Raw genomic sequence first — 17,050 nt, 5'->3', positions numbered from 1 at the left:
ATCCGCGCCCGCCCGGCCCGGAGGCCGTCCGGGAGGCCGCCCGTCCGTCAGGCCTGTGCCGCGAGGAGCCGCTGCCCCTCGCGGCGCAGTCGTGTCAGGGACCGCTGTGACACGCCCGCCACCCGGAGCGCCGCGTCGGCCGTGGCCACCGCCAAGGTGCTCGGATCGCGGGCCGGTTCCGCCCGCCGGATGAGGATCACGCTCTCGGTGAGGCCGAACAGCAGGTCCGCACGGAGCGCCAGGTCGTCCTCGGCGAGTCCTGTCCCGGGTTCCGTGGCAGCCAGCAGCTCCGCGTAGCAGGACTTGAGCGCGGACCGGATCCGGTGGAAGTCGGCGAAGCGCTCCGTCTGCACCTCGGGCAGCAGGTAGAGCGCGCCGAGGTTGTGCGGGCCGGCGCACAGGAGTGCCGCGTCGGAGTGGCACAGTGCCCACAGCCGCGCCTCCGGTTCCGCCTCCGTACGGGACACGAGGTCGCGCGCCACCTCCAGCGAGGGCCGGACGGTCCCTTCGAGCAGCTCGGCGAGGATCGCCTCCTTGCCGTCGAAGTAGTGGTAGAGGGACGCCTGCCGCAGGCCGGCCCGCTCGGCGATCGTGCGGGTGGAGGTCGCGGTGTAGCCACGGACGGTGAACAACTCGGCCGCAGCCGCCAGGACTTCGTCACGCGGTTCGAGACCTCCGGCGGGACGCTCCCGGGCCCGCGGGCGGCCGACTCTTCTGCTGGTGGGCGTGCTCACCCCGCGATCCTCGCACAGGGCCGCGGGTCACCTCGGAGCCGAGCCGCCGGGTGAGTTTCCGGTAACCGACGCGAAACCCGCGGGCAATGGCCGTGAAGCTCCCACTGCCTAATTTCTGTCGAGCGACAGAAATAAGAGCGGCGACCTGGAGGCCGACCCATGGCGACCCCGTCAGCGCAAGCAACGGCAACAGCGACAGCGACAGCGACAGCGACAGCGACAGCGACAGCGACGACGTATCGGGCGCGCGATCACGCCCGTGCACAGGCGGGTCAGGAGGTGGACGCCATGCCCGTGCTGCCCGCGAGCAGTTGGCCGGCACCTCCCGAGGGCGTCGCCGCCGGGGACGTCGTCTGGGCCGAGACGGTGGCGGGCGGCAACTACACCCACAAGGTCCTCGCCCGCGGCACCGAGCTGCGGCTGACCGACCTCACCGGCGACGCCTGCGCCCATCTCCTCCTCCACTGCGCCGACCGCCCCTGGGAGCGGCTGAACGCCGCCGACACCGTCAAGGTGCTCTGGAACGCGTACCTCGGCGCGGGGCATCTGCTGCTCTCCGACCAGGGCCGGGTGCTCGCCTCCGTCACCCGGGACACCTCCGGTCGGCACGACGCCCTCACCGGCACCTCCAGCCTCGCCCGCAACACCGTGCGGTACGGGGACGGTGCTCCCCAGTCCACCTCGCCGGCGGGACGCGAGCTGTTCAAACTCGCCGCTCTCAAGAACGGCCTGACCCCGCGCGACCTCCCCCCGTCCGTCTCCTTCTTCCAGGGCGTACGGATCGCGGAGGACGGCACGGCCGGGTTCACCGGCTCCGCCGGCCCCGGCGGAAGCGTGACGCTCCGCGCCGAGCAGGACGTCATCGTCCTCCTCGCCAACGTCCCCCACCCGCTGGACCCGCGTCCCGCGTACACCTGCGGACGCCTCGGCGTCCTCGCGTACCGGGCCCGGCCCACCGCCCCTGGCGACCCCCTGTGGGATGCCACGCCCGAAGGCCGCCGGGCCTTCCTCAACACCGCCGACCACCTGACCGCCCGGGGGATCGCATGACCGCCACCGCCCGTACCGGCCGTGTCGTCACCGACGACATCGTCCCCGCCCGCGCCGCCTGGTCCGCCGTCGTACGCAAGGGACAGCTGTTGACCGTCACCGACCTGTACGGCAACCAGGCCGCGGACTTCCTCCTCTACGACGCCCACGACACCTCCGTGCGCTACAGCGCCCCCGACACCATCCAGGCACAGGGCTCCGTCTTCCTCACGACCGGCTCGGTGCTGATGTCGGACGAGCACACCCCCTTGATGACCGTCGTCGAGGACACCTGCGGACGGCACGACACCCTCGGCGGCGCCTGCTCCAAGGAGTCGAACACCCTCCGCTACGGCCATCACACCTGGTCGCAGCACGCCTGCGTGGAGAACTTCCTCGCCGAGGGGGCCGGACACGGCCTGGGCAAGCGCGACCTCGTCTCCAACGTCAACTGGTTCATGAACGTGCCGGTCGAGAAGGACGGCACGCTCGGCATCGTCGACGGCATCTCCGCCCCGGGCCTGAAGGTCGTCCTCCGTGCCGAGACCGACGTCCTCGCGCTGCTGTCCAACTGCCCCCAGATCAACAACCCCTGCAACGGTTTCGATCCGACCGCCGTGCGGATGACGATCACCGAGCCGGACGGCACCCACGGCAGCACGCCCGGCGAGAACGACGAGGACGACGAGGACGGGACCCGATGACGTTCGACACCCTGCTGGTGGCCAACCGCGGCGAGATCGCGGCCCGCGTCATCCGCACCGCCCGGCAGCTGGGTCTGCGCACCGTCGCGGTCTACTCCGACCCCGACCGGGGCGCCGAGCACGTCCGGCTGGCCGACGAGGCCGTCCGGCTCGGCCCCGCACCCGCCAAGGAGTCGTACCTCGACGCCGGTCTGGTCCTCCAAGCGGCCAGGGAGACCGGCGCCGGCGCCGTCCACCCCGGCTACGGCTTCCTGTCCGAGGACGCCGGCTTCGCACGCCGCTGCGCCGAAGCCGGCATCGTCTTCGCCGGTCCGACCCCCGAACAGCTGGAGCTGTTCGGGGCCAAGCACACCGCGCGCGCCGCCGCGCAGGCGGCGGGCGTGCCGCTCGCCCCCGGCACCGGGCTCCTCCCGGACGTGGACGCGGCCCTCGCGGCGGCCGAGGAGATCGGCTACCCGGTGATGCTCAAGGCGACCGGCGGCGGTGGCGGCATCGGCATGCGGGCCTGTCACGGCGCGGCCGACCTCGCCGACGCCTGGGACCGCGTGCAGCGCGTGGCCGCCGCCTCCTTCTCCTCGGCCGGTGTCTTCCTGGAACGACTGGTCGAGCGCGCCCGTCACGTGGAGGTGCAGGTCTTCGGCGACGGGCGGGGCAAGGTCGTCACCTTCGGCGACCGCGACTGCTCGCTCCAGCGCCGCAACCAGAAGGTCCTGGAGGAGGCCCCGGCCCCCGGTCTGCCGGACCGGGTGCGCCTCGGACTCGCCGCCGCCGCCCGGGACCTGTGCGCCTCGGTGGACTACCGCTCCGCCGGCACGGTGGAGTTCGTGTACGACGCCGCCCGCGAGGAGGCGTACTTCCTGGAGGTCAACACTCGCCTCCAGGTCGAGCACCCGGTCACCGAGGAGATCTACGGAGTCGACCTCGTCGCCTGGATGCTGCGCCTCGCGCAGGGCGACACCGCGGTCGTCACCGAACCGCCGGCGCCCTCCGGCCATGCCGTCGAGGCCCGCCTCTACGCGGAGGACCCGTCCCGCGACCACCGGCCCAGCGCCGGCCTGCTGACCCGTGTCGCCTTCCCCGAGGGCGTCCGCGTGGATTCCTGGGTCGAGACCGGTACGGAGGTCACCACCGCGTACGACCCGATGCTCGCCAAGGTCGTCGTCCACGGCGCCGACCGCGCCGAGGCCCTCGACCGGCTGGACGCGGCGCTCGCGCAGACCCGCATCGACGGCATCGAGACCAATCTCGGCCTCGTCCGCACCGCGCTCCGGGACGCCGACGTCCGCGCCGCCGCCCACTCCACCGCCTCGCTCGCCGCCCTCGCCGACCCGACCCCCCGCATCGAGGTCGTCGCCCCGGGCACCCTGACCACCGTGCAGGACTGGCCGGGACGGACCGGCTACTGGCAGGTCGGGGTGCCCCCGGGCGGTCCGATGGACGACCTGTCGTTCCGGCTCGGCAACACCGCGCTCGGGAACGACGAGGGAGCGCCGGGCCTCGAGTGCACCCTCCAGGGCCCCTCCCTGAGGTTCACCCACCCGACGACCGTCTGTGTCACCGGCGCCCCCGCTCGGGTGACGGTCGACGGCGCCCTCGTCCCCCCGTGGGAGCCCGTCACCGTCGGGGCCGGTCAGACCCTCGCCGTGGGTGCCCCCGAGGACCGGGGCCTGCGCACGTACGTGCTGTTCGCGGGCGGCCTCGACGTCCCGGAGTTCCTGGGCAGCGCGGCCACCTTCACGCTCGGCCGGTTCGGCGGTCACGGCGGCCGGGCGCTGCGCGCGGGCGACGTCCTGCACGGCGGCGAGGTCCGTACGGAGACCTCCGCCGTCGCCCCCGGCAAGCGGCCCGCCTTCGGCACAGCGTGGCGGATCGGCGCGGTCGAAGGCCCGCACGCCGCACCCGAGTTCTTCACCGAGGACGACATCCGCGACTTCTACGCGGCGGACTGGAAGGTGCACTTCAACTCGGCGCGCACCGGCGTCCGCCTGGTCGGCCCCAAGCCGCGCTGGGCGCGCCCGGACGGCGGCGAGGCGGGCCTGCACCCGTCCAACATCCACGACACGCCGTACTCCGTCGGCGCCGTCGACTACACCGGCGACATGCCCGTCCTCCTCGGCCCCGACGGCCCCTCCCTCGGCGGCTTCGTCTGCCCGGCGACGGTCGTCACCGGGCAGCGCTGGAAGCTCGGCCAGCTCCGCCCCGGCGACACCGTACGGTTCGTGCCCCTCACACCGGAGGCGGCCGCGCGGCTGCGGAAGCAGCCCTCCGCCGCACCGCGCGCCGACCGCGGCGCCGTCGTCGACGGCGGGATCCTCGCCCGCCTGGCGGAGACCGCGGCCCGTCCGTCGGTCACCTACCGGCGCAGCGGCGACGACAACCTCCTCGTCGAGTACGGGCCCATGCAGCTCGACCTCGCGCTCCGCATGCGCGTCCACGCGCTCGCGGAGGCGCTGGCCGAACGCGGGCTCCCCGGCGTCATGGACCTCACCCCGGGCATCCGCTCGCTGCAGATCCGGACGGACCCCGACGTCATGCCGCAGCACGCGCTCCTCGACGTCGTGCTGCGCGTGGAGGAGGAGCTGCCCGCCACCGACGACCTGGTGGTGCCCAGCAGGATCGTGCACCTGCCGCTGTCCTGGGACGATCCGGCCACGCGCGAAGCCATCGCCCGCTATGCCGCGGGCGTGCGCGACGACGCCCCCTGGTGCCCGTCGAACATCGAGTTCATCCGGCGCGTCAACGGCCTGGAGACGACCGACGACGTGTACCGCACGGTCTTCGACGCCGAGTACCTGGTCCTCGGCCTCGGCGACGTCTACCTGGGCGCGCCCGTCGCCACTCCCCTGGACCCGCGGCACCGCCTCGTCACGACCAAGTACAACCCGGCCCGCACGTGGACCGCCGAGAACTCGGTCGGCATCGGGGGCGCGTATCTGTGTGTCTACGGAATGGAGGGCCCCGGCGGCTACCAGTTCGTCGGCCGCACCACACAGGTGTGGTCGGGCTGGCAGCAGCGCGGCGCCTTCGAGCCGGGCAGGCCGTGGCTGATGCGCTTCTTCGACCGGATCAGGTGGTATCCCGTCGGCGCCGGCGAACTCCTGGAGCTGCGCGCCGACCTCGTCTCCGGCCGGTTCGTGCCGAGGACCGAGGAAGGCACCTTCTCCCTCGCCGCCTACCAGGCCTTCCTCGCCTCGAACGCCGCGTCGATCGCGGCCTTCCGGGACCGGCAGAGCGCGGCGTTCGGCGCCGAGCGCGACGCCTGGGAGGCCGCCGGCGAGTTCGCACGCGCCGAAGCGGCCTCGGAGGTCGCCCCGGCCGCCGCCGACATCGAGGTGCCCGAGGGCGGCCGGCTGGTCGAGGCGGAGTTCACCGCCTGCGTCTGGCAGGTGAACGTCGAGGCCGGCGACCGGGTGTCGGCGGGTCAGCAGCTGGTCGCCCTCGAAGCGATGAAGATGGAGGCACCGGTAACGGCCCCCGCCGACGGCATCGTCGCGGAGGTCCTGGTCAGGCCGGGCAGCCAGGTGGAGGCGGGGACCGCGCTCGTCGTCCTCGCCGCCGTGGAGACCGTGGAGGTGGGCGCGTGAGCGGCGCCGTGGAGCGCGTGCGGGCCGCGTACGCCCGTATCGCGCAGGTGGACCGGCCGGAGGTGTGGATCGGTCTCCGGCCCCAGGAGGAGGTGGAGGCGGACGCCGCCGCGATCGACGCGCGAACCGCGTCCGGGGAACGGCTCCCGCTGGTAGGGACGGTGTTCGCGGTCAAGGGCAACATCGACGTGGCCGGGCTGCCGACCACCGCGGGCTGCCCCTCGTACGCGTACGAGCCGGCGGCCGACGCCCCGGCGGTCGCGCGTCTGAGGGAGGCCGGCGCCGTGGTCCTCGGCACCACGAACCTCGACCAGTTCGCGACCGGGCTCGTCGGTACGCGCAGCCCGTACGGCGCGGTCCGCAACGCCGTCGACCCGTCGTACGTCTCGGGCGGGTCCTCGTCCGGCTCGGCGGTCGCGGTCGCCCTGGGCATCGTGGACCTCGCGCTCGGCACGGACACCGCGGGCTCGGGCCGTGTCCCGGCGGCGTTCAACGGCATCGTCGGCCTCAAACCGACCCGCGGTCTGGTCCCGACCGACGGCGTCGTTCCGGCCTGCGCGTCGCTGGACTGTGTGACGGTCTTCGCCCGTACGCTCCCGGAGGCCGAGCGGGCGCTGTCCTTCCTGGCCGCGCCTTCCGGACGCGAGCTCCCCGCCCTGGAACAGCGGCGTCCGGGCCCCTGGCGGGTCGCCGTCCCGGCTGCAGGGCGGCTCGGCGAGCTGGACAAGGGCTGGGCCGAGGCGTTCGAGGCGGCCGCGACCCGGCTGGCCGACGCCGGTGCCGAGCTCCTGTCCGTCGACCTGGCGCCGTTCACCGAGGCGGCCGCGATGCTGTACGAGGGCGCGTTCGTCGCCGAGCGCCACACCGCCGTCGGCGCCTTCGTCGACGCGCACGCGGGCTCGGCGGATCTCGACCCGACCGTGGCCGGCATCATCTCGGGGGCCCGCGACATCCCCGCCCACCGGCTCTACGCGGACCAGGAGAGGCTGTCCGCCCTCCGTGGCAGGGCCCTGGCCTCGTTGGGGGACGCGGACGCGCTGCTCCTGCCGACGGCGCCGGGGCATCCGACGCTCGCGGAGGTCGCGGCCGACCCGCCGGGCGCGAACGCCCGGCTCGGCCGGTTCACCAACTCGACGAACCTGTTCGACCTCGCGGCGGTCGCCGTCCCGGCGGGCGAGGTGAACGGGCGGCCGTTCGGCGTCATGCTGATCGGCCGGGCGTTCACCGACGACCGGCTCGCCCGCGTCGCGGGCCTGCTCACCGCCCCGCCGCTGCGGCTCGCCGTGGTCGGCGCGCACCTGTCCGGGCAGGCGCTCAACGGGCAACTGCTCTCCCTCGGCGGCCGTCTGGTCCGTACGACCACCACCGCCCCCGCCTACCGGCTGCACGCCCTGGACACCGTCCCGCCCAAGCCGGGCCTGGTCCGGGTCCGGGAGGGCGGTGCGCCGATCGAGACCGAGGTGTGGCAGCTGCCCGCCGAGGGGCTCGGCGCGCTCCTCGCGGCACTCCCCCGCCCGATGGCCCTCGGCACCGTGGAGCTCGCGGACGGGTCCCTCGTGACCGGCTTCCTCTGCGAGCCCGAGGCTCTCGACGGTGCCCGCGACATCACGGCGTACGGCGGCTGGCGCGCCGCCCTGCCCTCCCTCGCCCGCCCCGGGGCGCCGGGACCGCGTCCGGCCCGTGGCTGACGTCTCAGCGGCGTACCGTGAACCTCAGGTGGAGCACCCGGTCGCCCTGGATGACCACGTGGGGGTCCTCCAGGAGCTGCTGCCCGTCGAAGCCGCCGAAGAAGCGCTTGCCCGACCCGAACACCACCGGTGCGACGTCCATCGCCACCTCGTCCACCAGGCCGGCGGCGAGGAACTGGCCTCCCACCTCGCCGGCGCTCACGGCGACGACCCGGTCGCCGGCGAGTTCCTGGGCCTTCTCCATCGCGGCCCGTCCCCGGCGCCGGATTCGACGAGCCGGGTGTCCCCGCTGAAGTACCAGTCGTGGAGCGGCCCGACTCCGTCGTCCTCGTCGGCGATGAAGCCGTCCACCGACACCACGTTGTGCATGATCACTGTGCCCATGGGGTTCTCCTCGCTCCTCGGTGCTCTCTCGTCCCCGTAAGGGTCGCGTAGACGACCGTGTTGGCCCGGTAGCCGGTGTCGCTGGACCAGTCGCCGCCGCAGGTGATCAGGCGCAGCTCGGGGCGGCCCGAACCGCCGTAGACCTTCTCCTCGGGGAACCGGTCCTTGGGATGGAGCTCCACCGCGTCGACGGTGAAGAGCGCCGTCCGGCCGTCGACGCGCTCGATCTCGATCCCGGCGCCCCGGGAGAGGGAGTCGAGCCGGTGGAAGACGGCGGGGCCGAGCGGGGTGTCCACATGACCCGCCACGACGGCCGTGCCCGGGGCCCCGGGGGCGGTGCCGTCGGCGTACCAGCCGGCCACGGTCGGCGCCGTCGCGGGCGGGGGGCGCAGTGCTCCGCGGCCGTCCAGTTCCAGGGGGATGAGGGAGACGTCGATCGCGAGGTCCGGAATCCTGATCCGCGCCGCGTCGGACGCGGGCAGCGGGCGGGGTCCGGGGCGGTCGCGTTCGGCTCCGGCGGGGGGCCGGGTGAGCGGCGAGGCCTGCGCCGTCGTCGGCGGCCGCGAGCCGTCGCCGTCCGGTACGTGGGCGAGCAGGACGATGCCGAGGAGCGTCGTGCAGGCGAGTGCCCTGGCCGAGGGAGCGCGCCGGGGCGGGGCTCCGTCGGGCTCCGGACCGGAGCTGTTCTTCATGCTGGTCGTGCCTCCGCTGAAGGGCGGGGCCCCGGATCTCCTGACGGATCCGGGGCCCTGACCGTGCGACCTGGGGTGGGGAGGCGTGGACTCAGACGCTGTTCCGCGCGGCGGTGGCGCGGCGGCGCCTCCTGACCAGGACACCCGCGGCGGCGCCGCCGAGGAGGAGCGCGCCGAGGGCGTACGGGCTGCCGCCGCCGCCCTCGTCCGCGCCGGCCGCCCATCCGAAGCCCGCTTCCACGGCGCCGTTCGGCCGGCCGGAGATCTGGTAGGTGACGGTCTGCTGGATGCGGGGCGGGCACTTGAGGGTCACGGTGTCCGTGCCGGAGGCGGCGTCGAGCGGGAGCGTGAACCGACCCACCAGGACGCCCTTGCGGTCGCCCGGCAGGAGGTGGAACTTGCCGCCCGCCACCGACTCGCCCTTGCCGTACGTCTCCGTGCCGCAGGCGGTGGTGCTGACGGTGACCGTGGTGCCGGGGGCCGCCTTCCCGGGGTTGATCCGGACGTCGCCGGCGGGTGCCGCGACGGCGGAGGGTGCGGACAGGGCGAGGGCGCTCAGGACCAGGGCGAGCTGGGTGCCTGTACGTGCGAGACGCATGCTTCTTCTCTCCTTCGGCGGAGCTTTCCTGGCCGGCTGGGCCGCGCGGCGCCTGTGCTGTGCTCCGTGCACGAGAAGATCCCCGCCCGCTGATCACCGCAACGGGAGGATCGCGCCCGATGTCCCCCGGTCGGAGGCTTGATCGTCCTTGCCGTTGATCATCGCCGCAGGTCACGGCGGCCCGCGCGGCGCCCGGGAACGAATTGCGTCCTGCGCGCGAATGGGTTAGGCACACGCCCGTGGGCTCCGGACCGACGGCGGGGCCGTCGGCCGCGGCGGGCCGGGCAGGAGTCCGGGGCACGGTCGTCGCCATGGTTCACCGACCGATGACCGGGCCCGGGACCTCTCTGCCGTGCGGGCGACGAGAAGGCGGTCAGCCCCGGCCCAGGATCGCCGTGAGGGCCTGCTCGAGATCCGCTCCGGGATCGGCCGACGCCCCTTCGGACCGCCACGCGACGAAGCCGTCGGGGCGGACGAGCACCGCGCCGTCCGGGGTGACGCCATGGGCCTCGGCCCAGTCCGTGTCGCCGGCGGGAGAGAGCTCCGCGTCGGGCCCGTCGCCGATCCGGTACGCGTCGAGCGGCACGGACAGCTGCTGCCCGACGCGTGTCGCCGCGGCGTGCCACCCGCCGGCGCCGGCCTCGGAGCTGAGCAGCACCAGGGACCGCTCGTACAGGTCGAGGGTGGAGATCCGGGTACCGGCGCGGTTCAGCCACACGTGGGGTGCCCGGCTCCCGGGTTCGCCCGTCAGGCGCAGTCCTTCGGACACGACCGGCATCGCCCGGTCGGTGCCGAGGACGGCTCCCTGCGGATAGCGGTAGCCGAGCACCTCGTTGAGAATGCCGCCCTTCTTCCCCTGGGGCCCGCCGGCTCCGGGGCCGGGGACGTAGCCGGGGTGGCTGTGCTCGACCGACCGCGCCGCGGCCCTGGCGCTCGTCACCTCGGCGACGGGCCGGCGCTCCGCGTCGTAGGACGCGAGCAGGCCGGGGCCGGCCCAGCCGCCCAGTACGGCGGAGAGCTTCCAGGCGAGGTTGTGCGCGTCCTGGATACCGGTGTTGGAGCCGAACGCCCCGGTGGGCGGCATCTCGTGGGCGGAGTCGCCGACGAGGAACACCCGGCCGTCCGCGTACCGTTCGGCGATCCTCTCGGCCGCGTGCCAGGGAGCCCTGCCCGTGATCTCCACGTCGAGGTCGGGCACGCCCACGGCCCGCCGGATGTGCTCCGTGCACCGCTCGTCGGTGAACTCCTCCAGCGTCTCGCCGTGTTCGGGGTGCCACGGGGCGTGGAACACCCAGCGCTCCCGGTTGTCGACCGGAAGCAGGGCCCCGTCGGCGTCCGGGTTCGTCAGGTAGCAGACGATGAAGTGCCGGTCGCCGACGACGTCCGCGAGGCCGCGGGAGACGAAGGTGACGCTCACGTTGTGGAACAGGTCGCCCTGACCGTTCTGCCCGATGCCGAGCCGCTCGCGGACCGGGCTGCGCGGGCCGTCCGCGGCGACGAGGTAGTCCGCGCGGATGGTGGTGTGCTCACCGGTGTCGCGGCTCTTGACCTGTGCGGTCACCCCCTCGGCGTCCTGCTCGAAGGACATCAGTTCCGTCGAGAACCGCAGATCCCCGCCCAGCTGCCCGGCGCGCTCGCGCAGCACGGGTTCGAGATCGTTCTGGCTGCACAGGCACCACCCGGAGGGGCTGAAGCGGGCGATCCCGCCGCCCGGGTCGATCTCCTTGAACAGCCACTCTCCGACATCGCCCACCAGGCTGGGCGTCTGCAGGATGCCGTTGTTGCGCTCCAGGACGGACGCGGCCTCCTGGATGGCCTGTGCGATCCCGGCTCCGCGGAACAGCTCCATCGTGCGCAGGTTGTTGCCGCGGCCGCGCGGGTGGATGGAGGTGCCCGCATGGCGCTCGACGAGCGTGTGCGGCACTCCGAGACGTCCCAGGAACAGCGAGGTGGACAGGCCCACCAACGAGCCGCCGACGATGAGTACGGGCGTGCGGTGACCGGCTTCCTCGCCGGCCACGTCGAATCGGTTCATTGTTCGTCTCCGGCGTCACGTGCGACGCGAGTCGGGGATGGGATGCAGATTCAATCCCTCCGGGGAAGGGCCCGCGTGCCGGAGGCACCCGGATGACACGCGGTTCACTCGTCCGCTCTTTCGGGCTCGCGCGCTGTCGGCGCTCCTGTCAACCATCGACACATCACGACTGCGGCGCTTCGGTCACGCAGGTCGTTCCCGCCCCCCACCGAGAGAGAAGAGGTGTGCCGGATGGCCCCCTCGGGACGCATCTCACAGTCGGCCTTCGACGGCTCCAGGCTCCGGGTGATCCTCCTGCTCGACCTGTACGAAGGTGCTCAGCAGCAGTTCCTGGACGCGTACGAACTCATGTGCAAGCAGGTCGCCTCCGTTCCCGGCCACATCAGCGACCAGCTGTGCCAGTCCATCGAGAACCCCTCGCAGTGGCTCATCACCAGCGAGTGGGAGAGCGCACCGCCGTTCCTCGCCTGGGTGAACAGCGAGGAGCACGTCGAGACCGTCAAGCCCATGCACAGCTGTGTCCGGGACACCCGGTCGATGCGCTACAGCGTCCTCCGGGAGACCGGTCCCGCCCAGCCGACCGCGCGGACCGCGGGCTCGTCGGGCATGCAGGTGGCCGCCCGCGTGGGCGACGGAGTCGCACGCCACGCCCTCACCTTCACCGTCAAGCCGGGCTCCGAGTCGAAGGTGGCGGACATCCTGGCCGGGTACCAGTCGCCCCGGGCCCAGGTCGACGAGACCACACGGCTGCGCCGCACCTCCCTCTTCATGCACGGCAACCGCGTCGTGCGGGCCGTGGAGGTGGAGGGCGACCTCCTCGTGGCACTGCGGCACGTCGCCCGTCAGCCCGAGGTACGAGCGGTCGAGGAGGCCATCAACCCGTACCTGGAGCAGGACCGGGACCTGACCGACCCCGAGTCGGCGCGGGTGTTCTTCACCCGGGCGGCGCTCCCGGCCGTGCAGCACGTGGTGTCCAGCCGGCCGGCACCGGCCGACCTGAGCCGGCACGCGCTGTACTACCCGGCCAAGGAGGGCTGCGGGATGGAGCTGGCCCGGCTGCTCGCCGACCAGGACCGGGCCGCGGCGGACGATCCGAAGAGCCCGGTGTACGGCAGCACCGTGTTCCAGCGCGACGACATCGTGGTGCGCCTCATCGACATCACGGGCGAACTCGACCTCGACCCCGTCGCCTCCCTCGGGCTCAAGGGCACCGAGAAGGCCGCGGAGCTGGAACTCCTCCTCGACGGTGCCGCGATCGGCGTCGAGGGCTCCCTGAAGACGGAGCGCAACATCAACCGGCTTCTGTCGCACGCCGACATGCTGCCCGTCACGGACCGCTCCGCGGACTCCTGACGGTCGGTCGCGGCCCCACCCAGTCGCTCTCCAGCACGTCACTGCCACATCCGGAGGTATCAACCATGCTCAAGCAGCGTCCACGCATCGTGAACCTGAGCGAGACGGAACCCAACCGCAGGCGGGGAGGTGACCTGCGGGCCATGCTCACGCCGGCCACGGTGGGTTCCACCAGCGGATTCATGGGCCTGGCCATCGTTCAGCCGGGCGAGCGCATCGGCGAGCACTACCACCCGTACTCCGAGGAGTTCGTGTACGTCGTCGCGGGCGCGCTGGAAGTGGATCTGGACGGCGACACGTACGCGCTCCGGTCCGAACAGGGACTCCTGATCCCGATCGACGTGCGGCACCGCTTCCGCAACGTGGGCGACGTGGAGGCCCGCATGGTCTTCCACCTGGGCCCGCTGGCCCCGCGGCCGAGCCTCGGTCACGTCGACACGGAGGACCTCGACGAGGCCGAGCTCGCCGCCGCGGGCCCGCACCTGACCGTGGGTGACCCGGGTCAGGTGTCCGAGCGGAGCGGGGCCATCGAGTGACCCGGCGAGTGGCCGTCACCGGCATCGGTGTGGTCGCTCCGGGCGGCACCGGAGCGAAGGCGTTCTGGGACCTCCTCGCCGCCGGCCGTACCGCGACCCGCGGCATCACCCTGTTCGACCCGGTCGGGCTGCGCTCCCGCATAGCCGCCGAGTGCGACTTCGACCCGGCGGACCACGGCCTCGACGTGGACCTGAGCCGCCACGCGGACCGGTACATCCAGTTCGCCGTCGTCGCCGCCGGGGAAGCCGTGCGCGACTCGGGACTCGACACCGACACCGAAGACCCCTGGCGCGTCGCCGTCTCCCTGGGCAGCGCCGTCGGCGGCACCACCCGGCTCGAACACGACTACGTCCTGGTCAGCGAGGGCGGGCGACGGTGGGACGTGGACCACCGCGCGGCCGACCCCAAGCTGCACATGGCGTTCTCCCCGAGCACCCTCGCCTCCGTCGTGGCCGAACAGTTCGGCGCCCGGGGCCCGGTGCAGACGGTCTCCACCGGATGCACCTCCGGCCTCGACGCCGTCGGCTACGCCTTCCACACCATCCAGGAAGGCCGGGCGGACGTCTGCATCGCGGGCGCGTCGGACTCCCCGATATCCCCGATCACCATGGCCTGCTTCGACGCCATCAAGGCCACGTCGCCCGACAACGACGACCCCGAGCACGCCTCCAGGCCCTTCGACAACAACCGCAACGGTTTCGTCATGGGCGAGGGCGCGGCCGTCCTCGTCCTGGAGGACTACGAGCACGCCAGGGCCCGCGGTGCGCACATCTACTGCGAGATCGGCGGTTACGCCACCTTCGGGAACGCGTACCACATGACCGGTCTGACCGGTGAGGGACTCGAGATGTCCCGGGCGATCGACTCCACGCTCGACCAGGCCCGGCTCGACCCCACGCTGATCGACTACGTCAACGCGCACGGCTCGGGCACCCGGCAGAACGACCGGCACGAGACCGCCGCCGTGAAGCGGTCCCTGGGGGCGCACGCCTACGACACGCCCATGAGCTCCATCAAATCCATGGTGGGGCACTCGCTCGGCGCGATCGGCGCGATCGAGGTGGCCGCCTGCGTGCTCGCTCTGAAGCACCAGGTGGTACCTCCGACGGCGAACTACGAGACCCCCGACCCCGAGTGCGACCTGGACTACGTGCCGCGCACCGCCCGCCCCCGGAAGCTCAGGAACGTGCTCTCCGTGGGCAGCGGATTCGGCGGCTTCCAGTCCGCGGTGCTCCTGACGGGAACGGGCGGGAGGACACGATGAGCACTGAGCACCCACGGCGCGCGGTCGTCACCGGCGTCGGTGTGATCGCCCCCAACGGACTGCGTGCCGACGCGTACTGGAAGTCCGTCCGGGAAGGCCTCGGCGTACTGGACCGGATCACCCGCGAGGGGTGCCAGGACCTGCCCCTCAAGGTCGCGGGCGAGGTCCGGGGCTTCGACGCCACCGCACTGATCGAGGAGCGTTTCCTCGTCCAGACCGACCGCTTCAGCCACTACGCGATGGCCGCGGCCCAACTCGCGCTCGACGACGCCGGCCTCGCCCGGGAGAACCCCGAGGAACCGTTCGAGATCGGCGTCGTCACCGCGGCCGGCTCCGGCGGCGGCGAGTTCGGCCAGCGCGAGCTCCAGAAGCTCTGGGGCCAGGGATCCAAGTTCGTCGGCCCGTACCAGTCCATCGCCTGGTTCTACGCCGCGAGCACCGGCCAGATCTCCATCCGGAGCGGCTTCAAGGGGCCGTGCGGTGTGGTCGCGAGCGACGAGGCGGGAGGCCTGGACGCCATCGCCCACGCTGCCCGGGCCGTACGGCGTGGGACCGGCACGGTGATCGTCGGAGCGGCGGAGGCCCCCCTCGCCCCGTACTCGATGGTGTGCCAGCTCGGATACCCGGAGCTCAGCACCGTCGAGGACCCGGACCGCGCCTACCGGCCCTTCACCACCGGAGCCTGCGGCTTCGTCCCGGCGGAGGGCGGCGCGATGCTCGTCGTGGAGGACGAGTCCCGCGCCCGCGACCGGGGAGCGGCCGTCCGGGCCGTCGTCGCCGGCCACGGCGCCACGTTCACCGGCGCCTCCCGATGGCAGGAGTCCCGGGAGGGACTCGCCCGCGCCATCCGGGTCGCCCTCGACGAGGCCGGGTGCGCTCCCGAGGAGATCGACGTGGTGTTCGCGGACGCCCTGGGCGTACCGGAGGCGGACCGCGCCGAGGCGCTGGCGATCGCCGACGCCCTCGGGGCACACGCCGGCCGCGTCCCCGTCACGGCGCCCAAGACGGGCATCGGCCGTGCCTACTGCGGGGCGCCCCTCCTGGACACCGCCGCCGCGGTCTTCGCCATGGAACACGGCGTGGTCCCTCCCACCCCCAACGTGTTCGACATCTGCCACGACCTGGATCTGGTGATGTCCCGCGCTCGCCCCGCCGAGCTGCGCACGGCCCTGGTCCTCAGCCGGGGACTCATGGGATCCAACGCGGCGCTGGTCGTGCGCCGCGGCGACGACACCGCCCGGTAGGACCGGGCGGGAAGGAGAGTACAGATGCTCACCACCACACTGACCTTCGACGAGCTCGCCGCGCTGATGAAGCAGGCGGCCGGCGTCACCGTGGACGTCCGGGAGCTGGAGAAGGCGCCGGATGCGCCGTTCGCCACCCTCGGCGTCGACTCGCTCGGCCTGCTCGGCATCGTCGGCGAGCTGGAGAACCGGCACGGCGTGGCGCTGCCGACGGACGCGGAGCGCGCCAAGACGCCCGCGGAGTTCCTCGGCCTGGTCAACAACGCCCTCAAGACGGGAGTCTGACGTTGTCCGGTCACACTGACAACAGCATCACCATCGACGCCCCGCTCGACCTCGTGTGGGACATCACCAACGACATCGAGAACTGGCCGAACCTCTTCAGCGAGTACGCCTCCCTCGAGGTGCTCTCCCGCGAGGGGAACTCCACGACCTTCCGCCTGACCATGCACCCGGACGAGTCCGGGAAGGTCTGGAGCTGGGTGTCGGAGCGCACGGTCGACCGCCCCGGGCGGACCGTCCGGGCCCGCCGCGTCGAGACCGGACCGTTCGACCACATGGACATCCGGTGGGAGTACGAGGAGACACCGGCGGGCGTCCACATGCGCTGGGTGCAGGACTTCGCGATGAAGCCCGAGGCTCCGGTCGACGACGCCTGGATGACCGACAACATCAACCGCAACTCGCGCACGCAGATGGCCCTCATCCGGGACCGCATCGAGCAGGTCGCCCGCGACCGCCGGGGCGCCTCGGTCCTGCCGGGCTGACCGCACACGGCCCCACCGGGCCGCGCACCACCGCACTCCCAGAAAGGAAGGTCCATGCACCACGCTCTGATCGTCGCCCGCATGGCGCCCGGTTCGGCGCCTGCCATCGCCGACGTGTTCGCCGCCTCCGACCGCGGTGAACTCCCCCATCTGGTCGGTGTCACCCGGCGTCGCCTGTTCCAGTTCGGCGACGTGTACCTGCACCTCATCGAGTCGGAGCAGGACCCGGCGCCGGCCATCGCGAAGCTGACCGGACACCCCGAGTTCCGGGACGCGAGCGAGAAGCTGTCGGCGTTCGTCAGCGCGTACGACCCGGAGACGTGGCGGGGCCCCAAGGACGCCATGGCGCAGTGCTTCTACAGCTGGGAGCGGGACGCAGGTTCCTGATCTCCCGAGAGCAGACCCGAGGCCGCCCGCCCCGCGATCGACGCGGAGCG

At 73.0% G+C, this 17,050-nt stretch carries 15 protein-coding genes and 1 pseudogene; 11 read left to right on the top strand and 5 right to left on the bottom strand.

Features of this window, described 5'->3' with window-relative positions; translation table 11 throughout:
• Positions 1-47 precede the first annotated feature (47 nt).
• Positions 48-734: a TetR/AcrR family transcriptional regulator gene (locus tag ACFQ79_RS19610; RefSeq protein ID WP_383585083.1), complete on the bottom strand. Its 687-nt coding sequence runs from the start codon at positions 732-734 to the stop codon at positions 48-50.
• Positions 735-1,022: 288 nt separating this feature from the next.
• Here ACFQ79_RS19610 and ACFQ79_RS19605 point away from each other — a divergent pair, with 288 nt between their 5' ends.
• Genes ACFQ79_RS19605 through atzF form a run of 4 tightly spaced genes read left to right on the top strand, consistent with a single transcriptional unit; the run spans position 1,023 to position 7,739 of the window.
• The gene (locus ACFQ79_RS19605) at positions 1,023-1,784 is read left to right on the top strand and encodes an urea amidolyase associated protein UAAP1 (RefSeq protein WP_383585081.1); all 762 of its coding nucleotides are present in this window, start codon (positions 1,023-1,025) and stop codon (positions 1,782-1,784) included.
• Positions 1,781-2,467, top strand: coding sequence for an urea amidolyase associated protein UAAP2 (locus tag ACFQ79_RS19600; RefSeq protein ID WP_383585079.1), 687 nt, complete (start codon positions 1,781-1,783; stop codon positions 2,465-2,467). Before ACFQ79_RS19605 ends, ACFQ79_RS19600 begins: the two co-directional genes overlap by 4 nt.
• Positions 2,464-6,051, top strand: coding sequence for an urea carboxylase (uca, locus tag ACFQ79_RS19595; protein WP_383585077.1), 3,588 nt, complete (start codon positions 2,464-2,466; stop codon positions 6,049-6,051). The genes ACFQ79_RS19600 and uca overlap by 4 nt, the downstream gene beginning before the upstream one ends.
• Positions 6,048-7,739, top strand: a complete 1,692-nt coding sequence (gene atzF / locus ACFQ79_RS19590; protein WP_383585075.1) for an allophanate hydrolase — start codon at positions 6,048-6,050, stop codon at positions 7,737-7,739. Before uca ends, atzF begins: the two co-directional genes overlap by 4 nt.
• Before the next feature lie 4 nt (positions 7,740-7,743).
• Here the strand turns inward: atzF and ACFQ79_RS19585 are convergent.
• The 4 genes and pseudogenes from ACFQ79_RS19585 to ACFQ79_RS19570 all read right to left on the bottom strand — a co-directional run bounded on the left by ACFQ79_RS19585 (position 7,744) and on the right by ACFQ79_RS19570 (position 11,448).
• Positions 7,744-8,123, bottom strand: a pseudogene (locus ACFQ79_RS19585) (dihydrofolate reductase family protein).
• Positions 8,111-8,815: a class F sortase gene (locus tag ACFQ79_RS19580; RefSeq protein WP_383585073.1), complete on the bottom strand. Its 705-nt coding sequence runs from the start codon at positions 8,813-8,815 to the stop codon at positions 8,111-8,113. The pseudogene ACFQ79_RS19585 and the gene ACFQ79_RS19580 overlap by 13 nt, the downstream one beginning before the upstream one ends.
• A 91-nt stretch (positions 8,816-8,906) precedes the next feature.
• Complete coding sequence (locus ACFQ79_RS19575) at positions 8,907-9,413, bottom strand: sortase (protein WP_383585071.1); 507 nt, start codon at positions 9,411-9,413, stop codon at positions 8,907-8,909.
• A gap of 373 nt (positions 9,414-9,786) precedes the next feature.
• A complete protein-coding gene (locus ACFQ79_RS19570) occupies positions 9,787-11,448 on the bottom strand; it encodes an FAD-dependent oxidoreductase (RefSeq protein ID WP_383585069.1) in 1,662 nt (553 codons plus the stop codon).
• 231 nt (positions 11,449-11,679) lie between these two features.
• Here ACFQ79_RS19570 and ACFQ79_RS19565 point away from each other — a divergent pair, with 231 nt between their 5' ends.
• The 7 genes from ACFQ79_RS19565 (at position 11,680) to ACFQ79_RS19535 (ending at position 17,000) form a co-directional block, all read left to right on the top strand.
• The gene (locus tag ACFQ79_RS19565; protein ID WP_383585067.1) at positions 11,680-12,801 is read left to right on the top strand and encodes a SchA/CurD-like domain-containing protein; all 1,122 of its coding nucleotides are present in this window, start codon (positions 11,680-11,682) and stop codon (positions 12,799-12,801) included.
• A 65-nt stretch (positions 12,802-12,866) separates the two neighbouring features.
• Positions 12,867-13,337, top strand: coding sequence for a cupin domain-containing protein (locus tag ACFQ79_RS19560; protein ID WP_383585065.1), 471 nt, complete (start codon positions 12,867-12,869; stop codon positions 13,335-13,337).
• Positions 13,334-14,602: a beta-ketoacyl-[acyl-carrier-protein] synthase family protein gene (locus ACFQ79_RS19555; RefSeq protein ID WP_383585062.1), complete on the top strand. Its 1,269-nt coding sequence runs from the start codon at positions 13,334-13,336 to the stop codon at positions 14,600-14,602. The genes ACFQ79_RS19560 and ACFQ79_RS19555 overlap by 4 nt, the downstream gene beginning before the upstream one ends.
• Positions 14,599-15,846: a ketosynthase chain-length factor gene (locus ACFQ79_RS19550; protein ID WP_383585059.1), complete on the top strand. Its 1,248-nt coding sequence runs from the start codon at positions 14,599-14,601 to the stop codon at positions 15,844-15,846. The genes ACFQ79_RS19555 and ACFQ79_RS19550 overlap by 4 nt, the downstream gene beginning before the upstream one ends.
• 24 nt (positions 15,847-15,870) lie before the next feature.
• Positions 15,871-16,131 carry an acyl carrier protein gene (locus ACFQ79_RS19545; protein WP_383585057.1) on the top strand — a complete coding sequence of 87 codons (261 nt, stop codon included), beginning with the start codon at positions 15,871-15,873 and terminating at the stop codon, positions 16,129-16,131.
• Positions 16,132-16,133: 2 nt separating this feature from the next.
• Complete coding sequence (locus ACFQ79_RS19540; protein ID WP_073905101.1) at positions 16,134-16,613, top strand: SRPBCC family protein; 480 nt, start codon at positions 16,134-16,136, stop codon at positions 16,611-16,613.
• 54 nt (positions 16,614-16,667) lie between these two features.
• Complete coding sequence (locus tag ACFQ79_RS19535; RefSeq protein ID WP_073905086.1) at positions 16,668-17,000, top strand: TcmI family type II polyketide cyclase; 333 nt, start codon at positions 16,668-16,670, stop codon at positions 16,998-17,000.
• The last annotated feature ends 50 nt before the right edge of the window (positions 17,001-17,050 follow it).

Origin of the sequence: Streptomyces sp. NPDC056480, assembly GCF_042795405.1 — a bacterium.
Taxonomy (GTDB): Bacteria; Actinomycetota; Actinomycetes; order Streptomycetales; family Streptomycetaceae; genus Streptomyces.
This window is presented reverse-complemented; position numbering and strand designations above follow the sequence as displayed.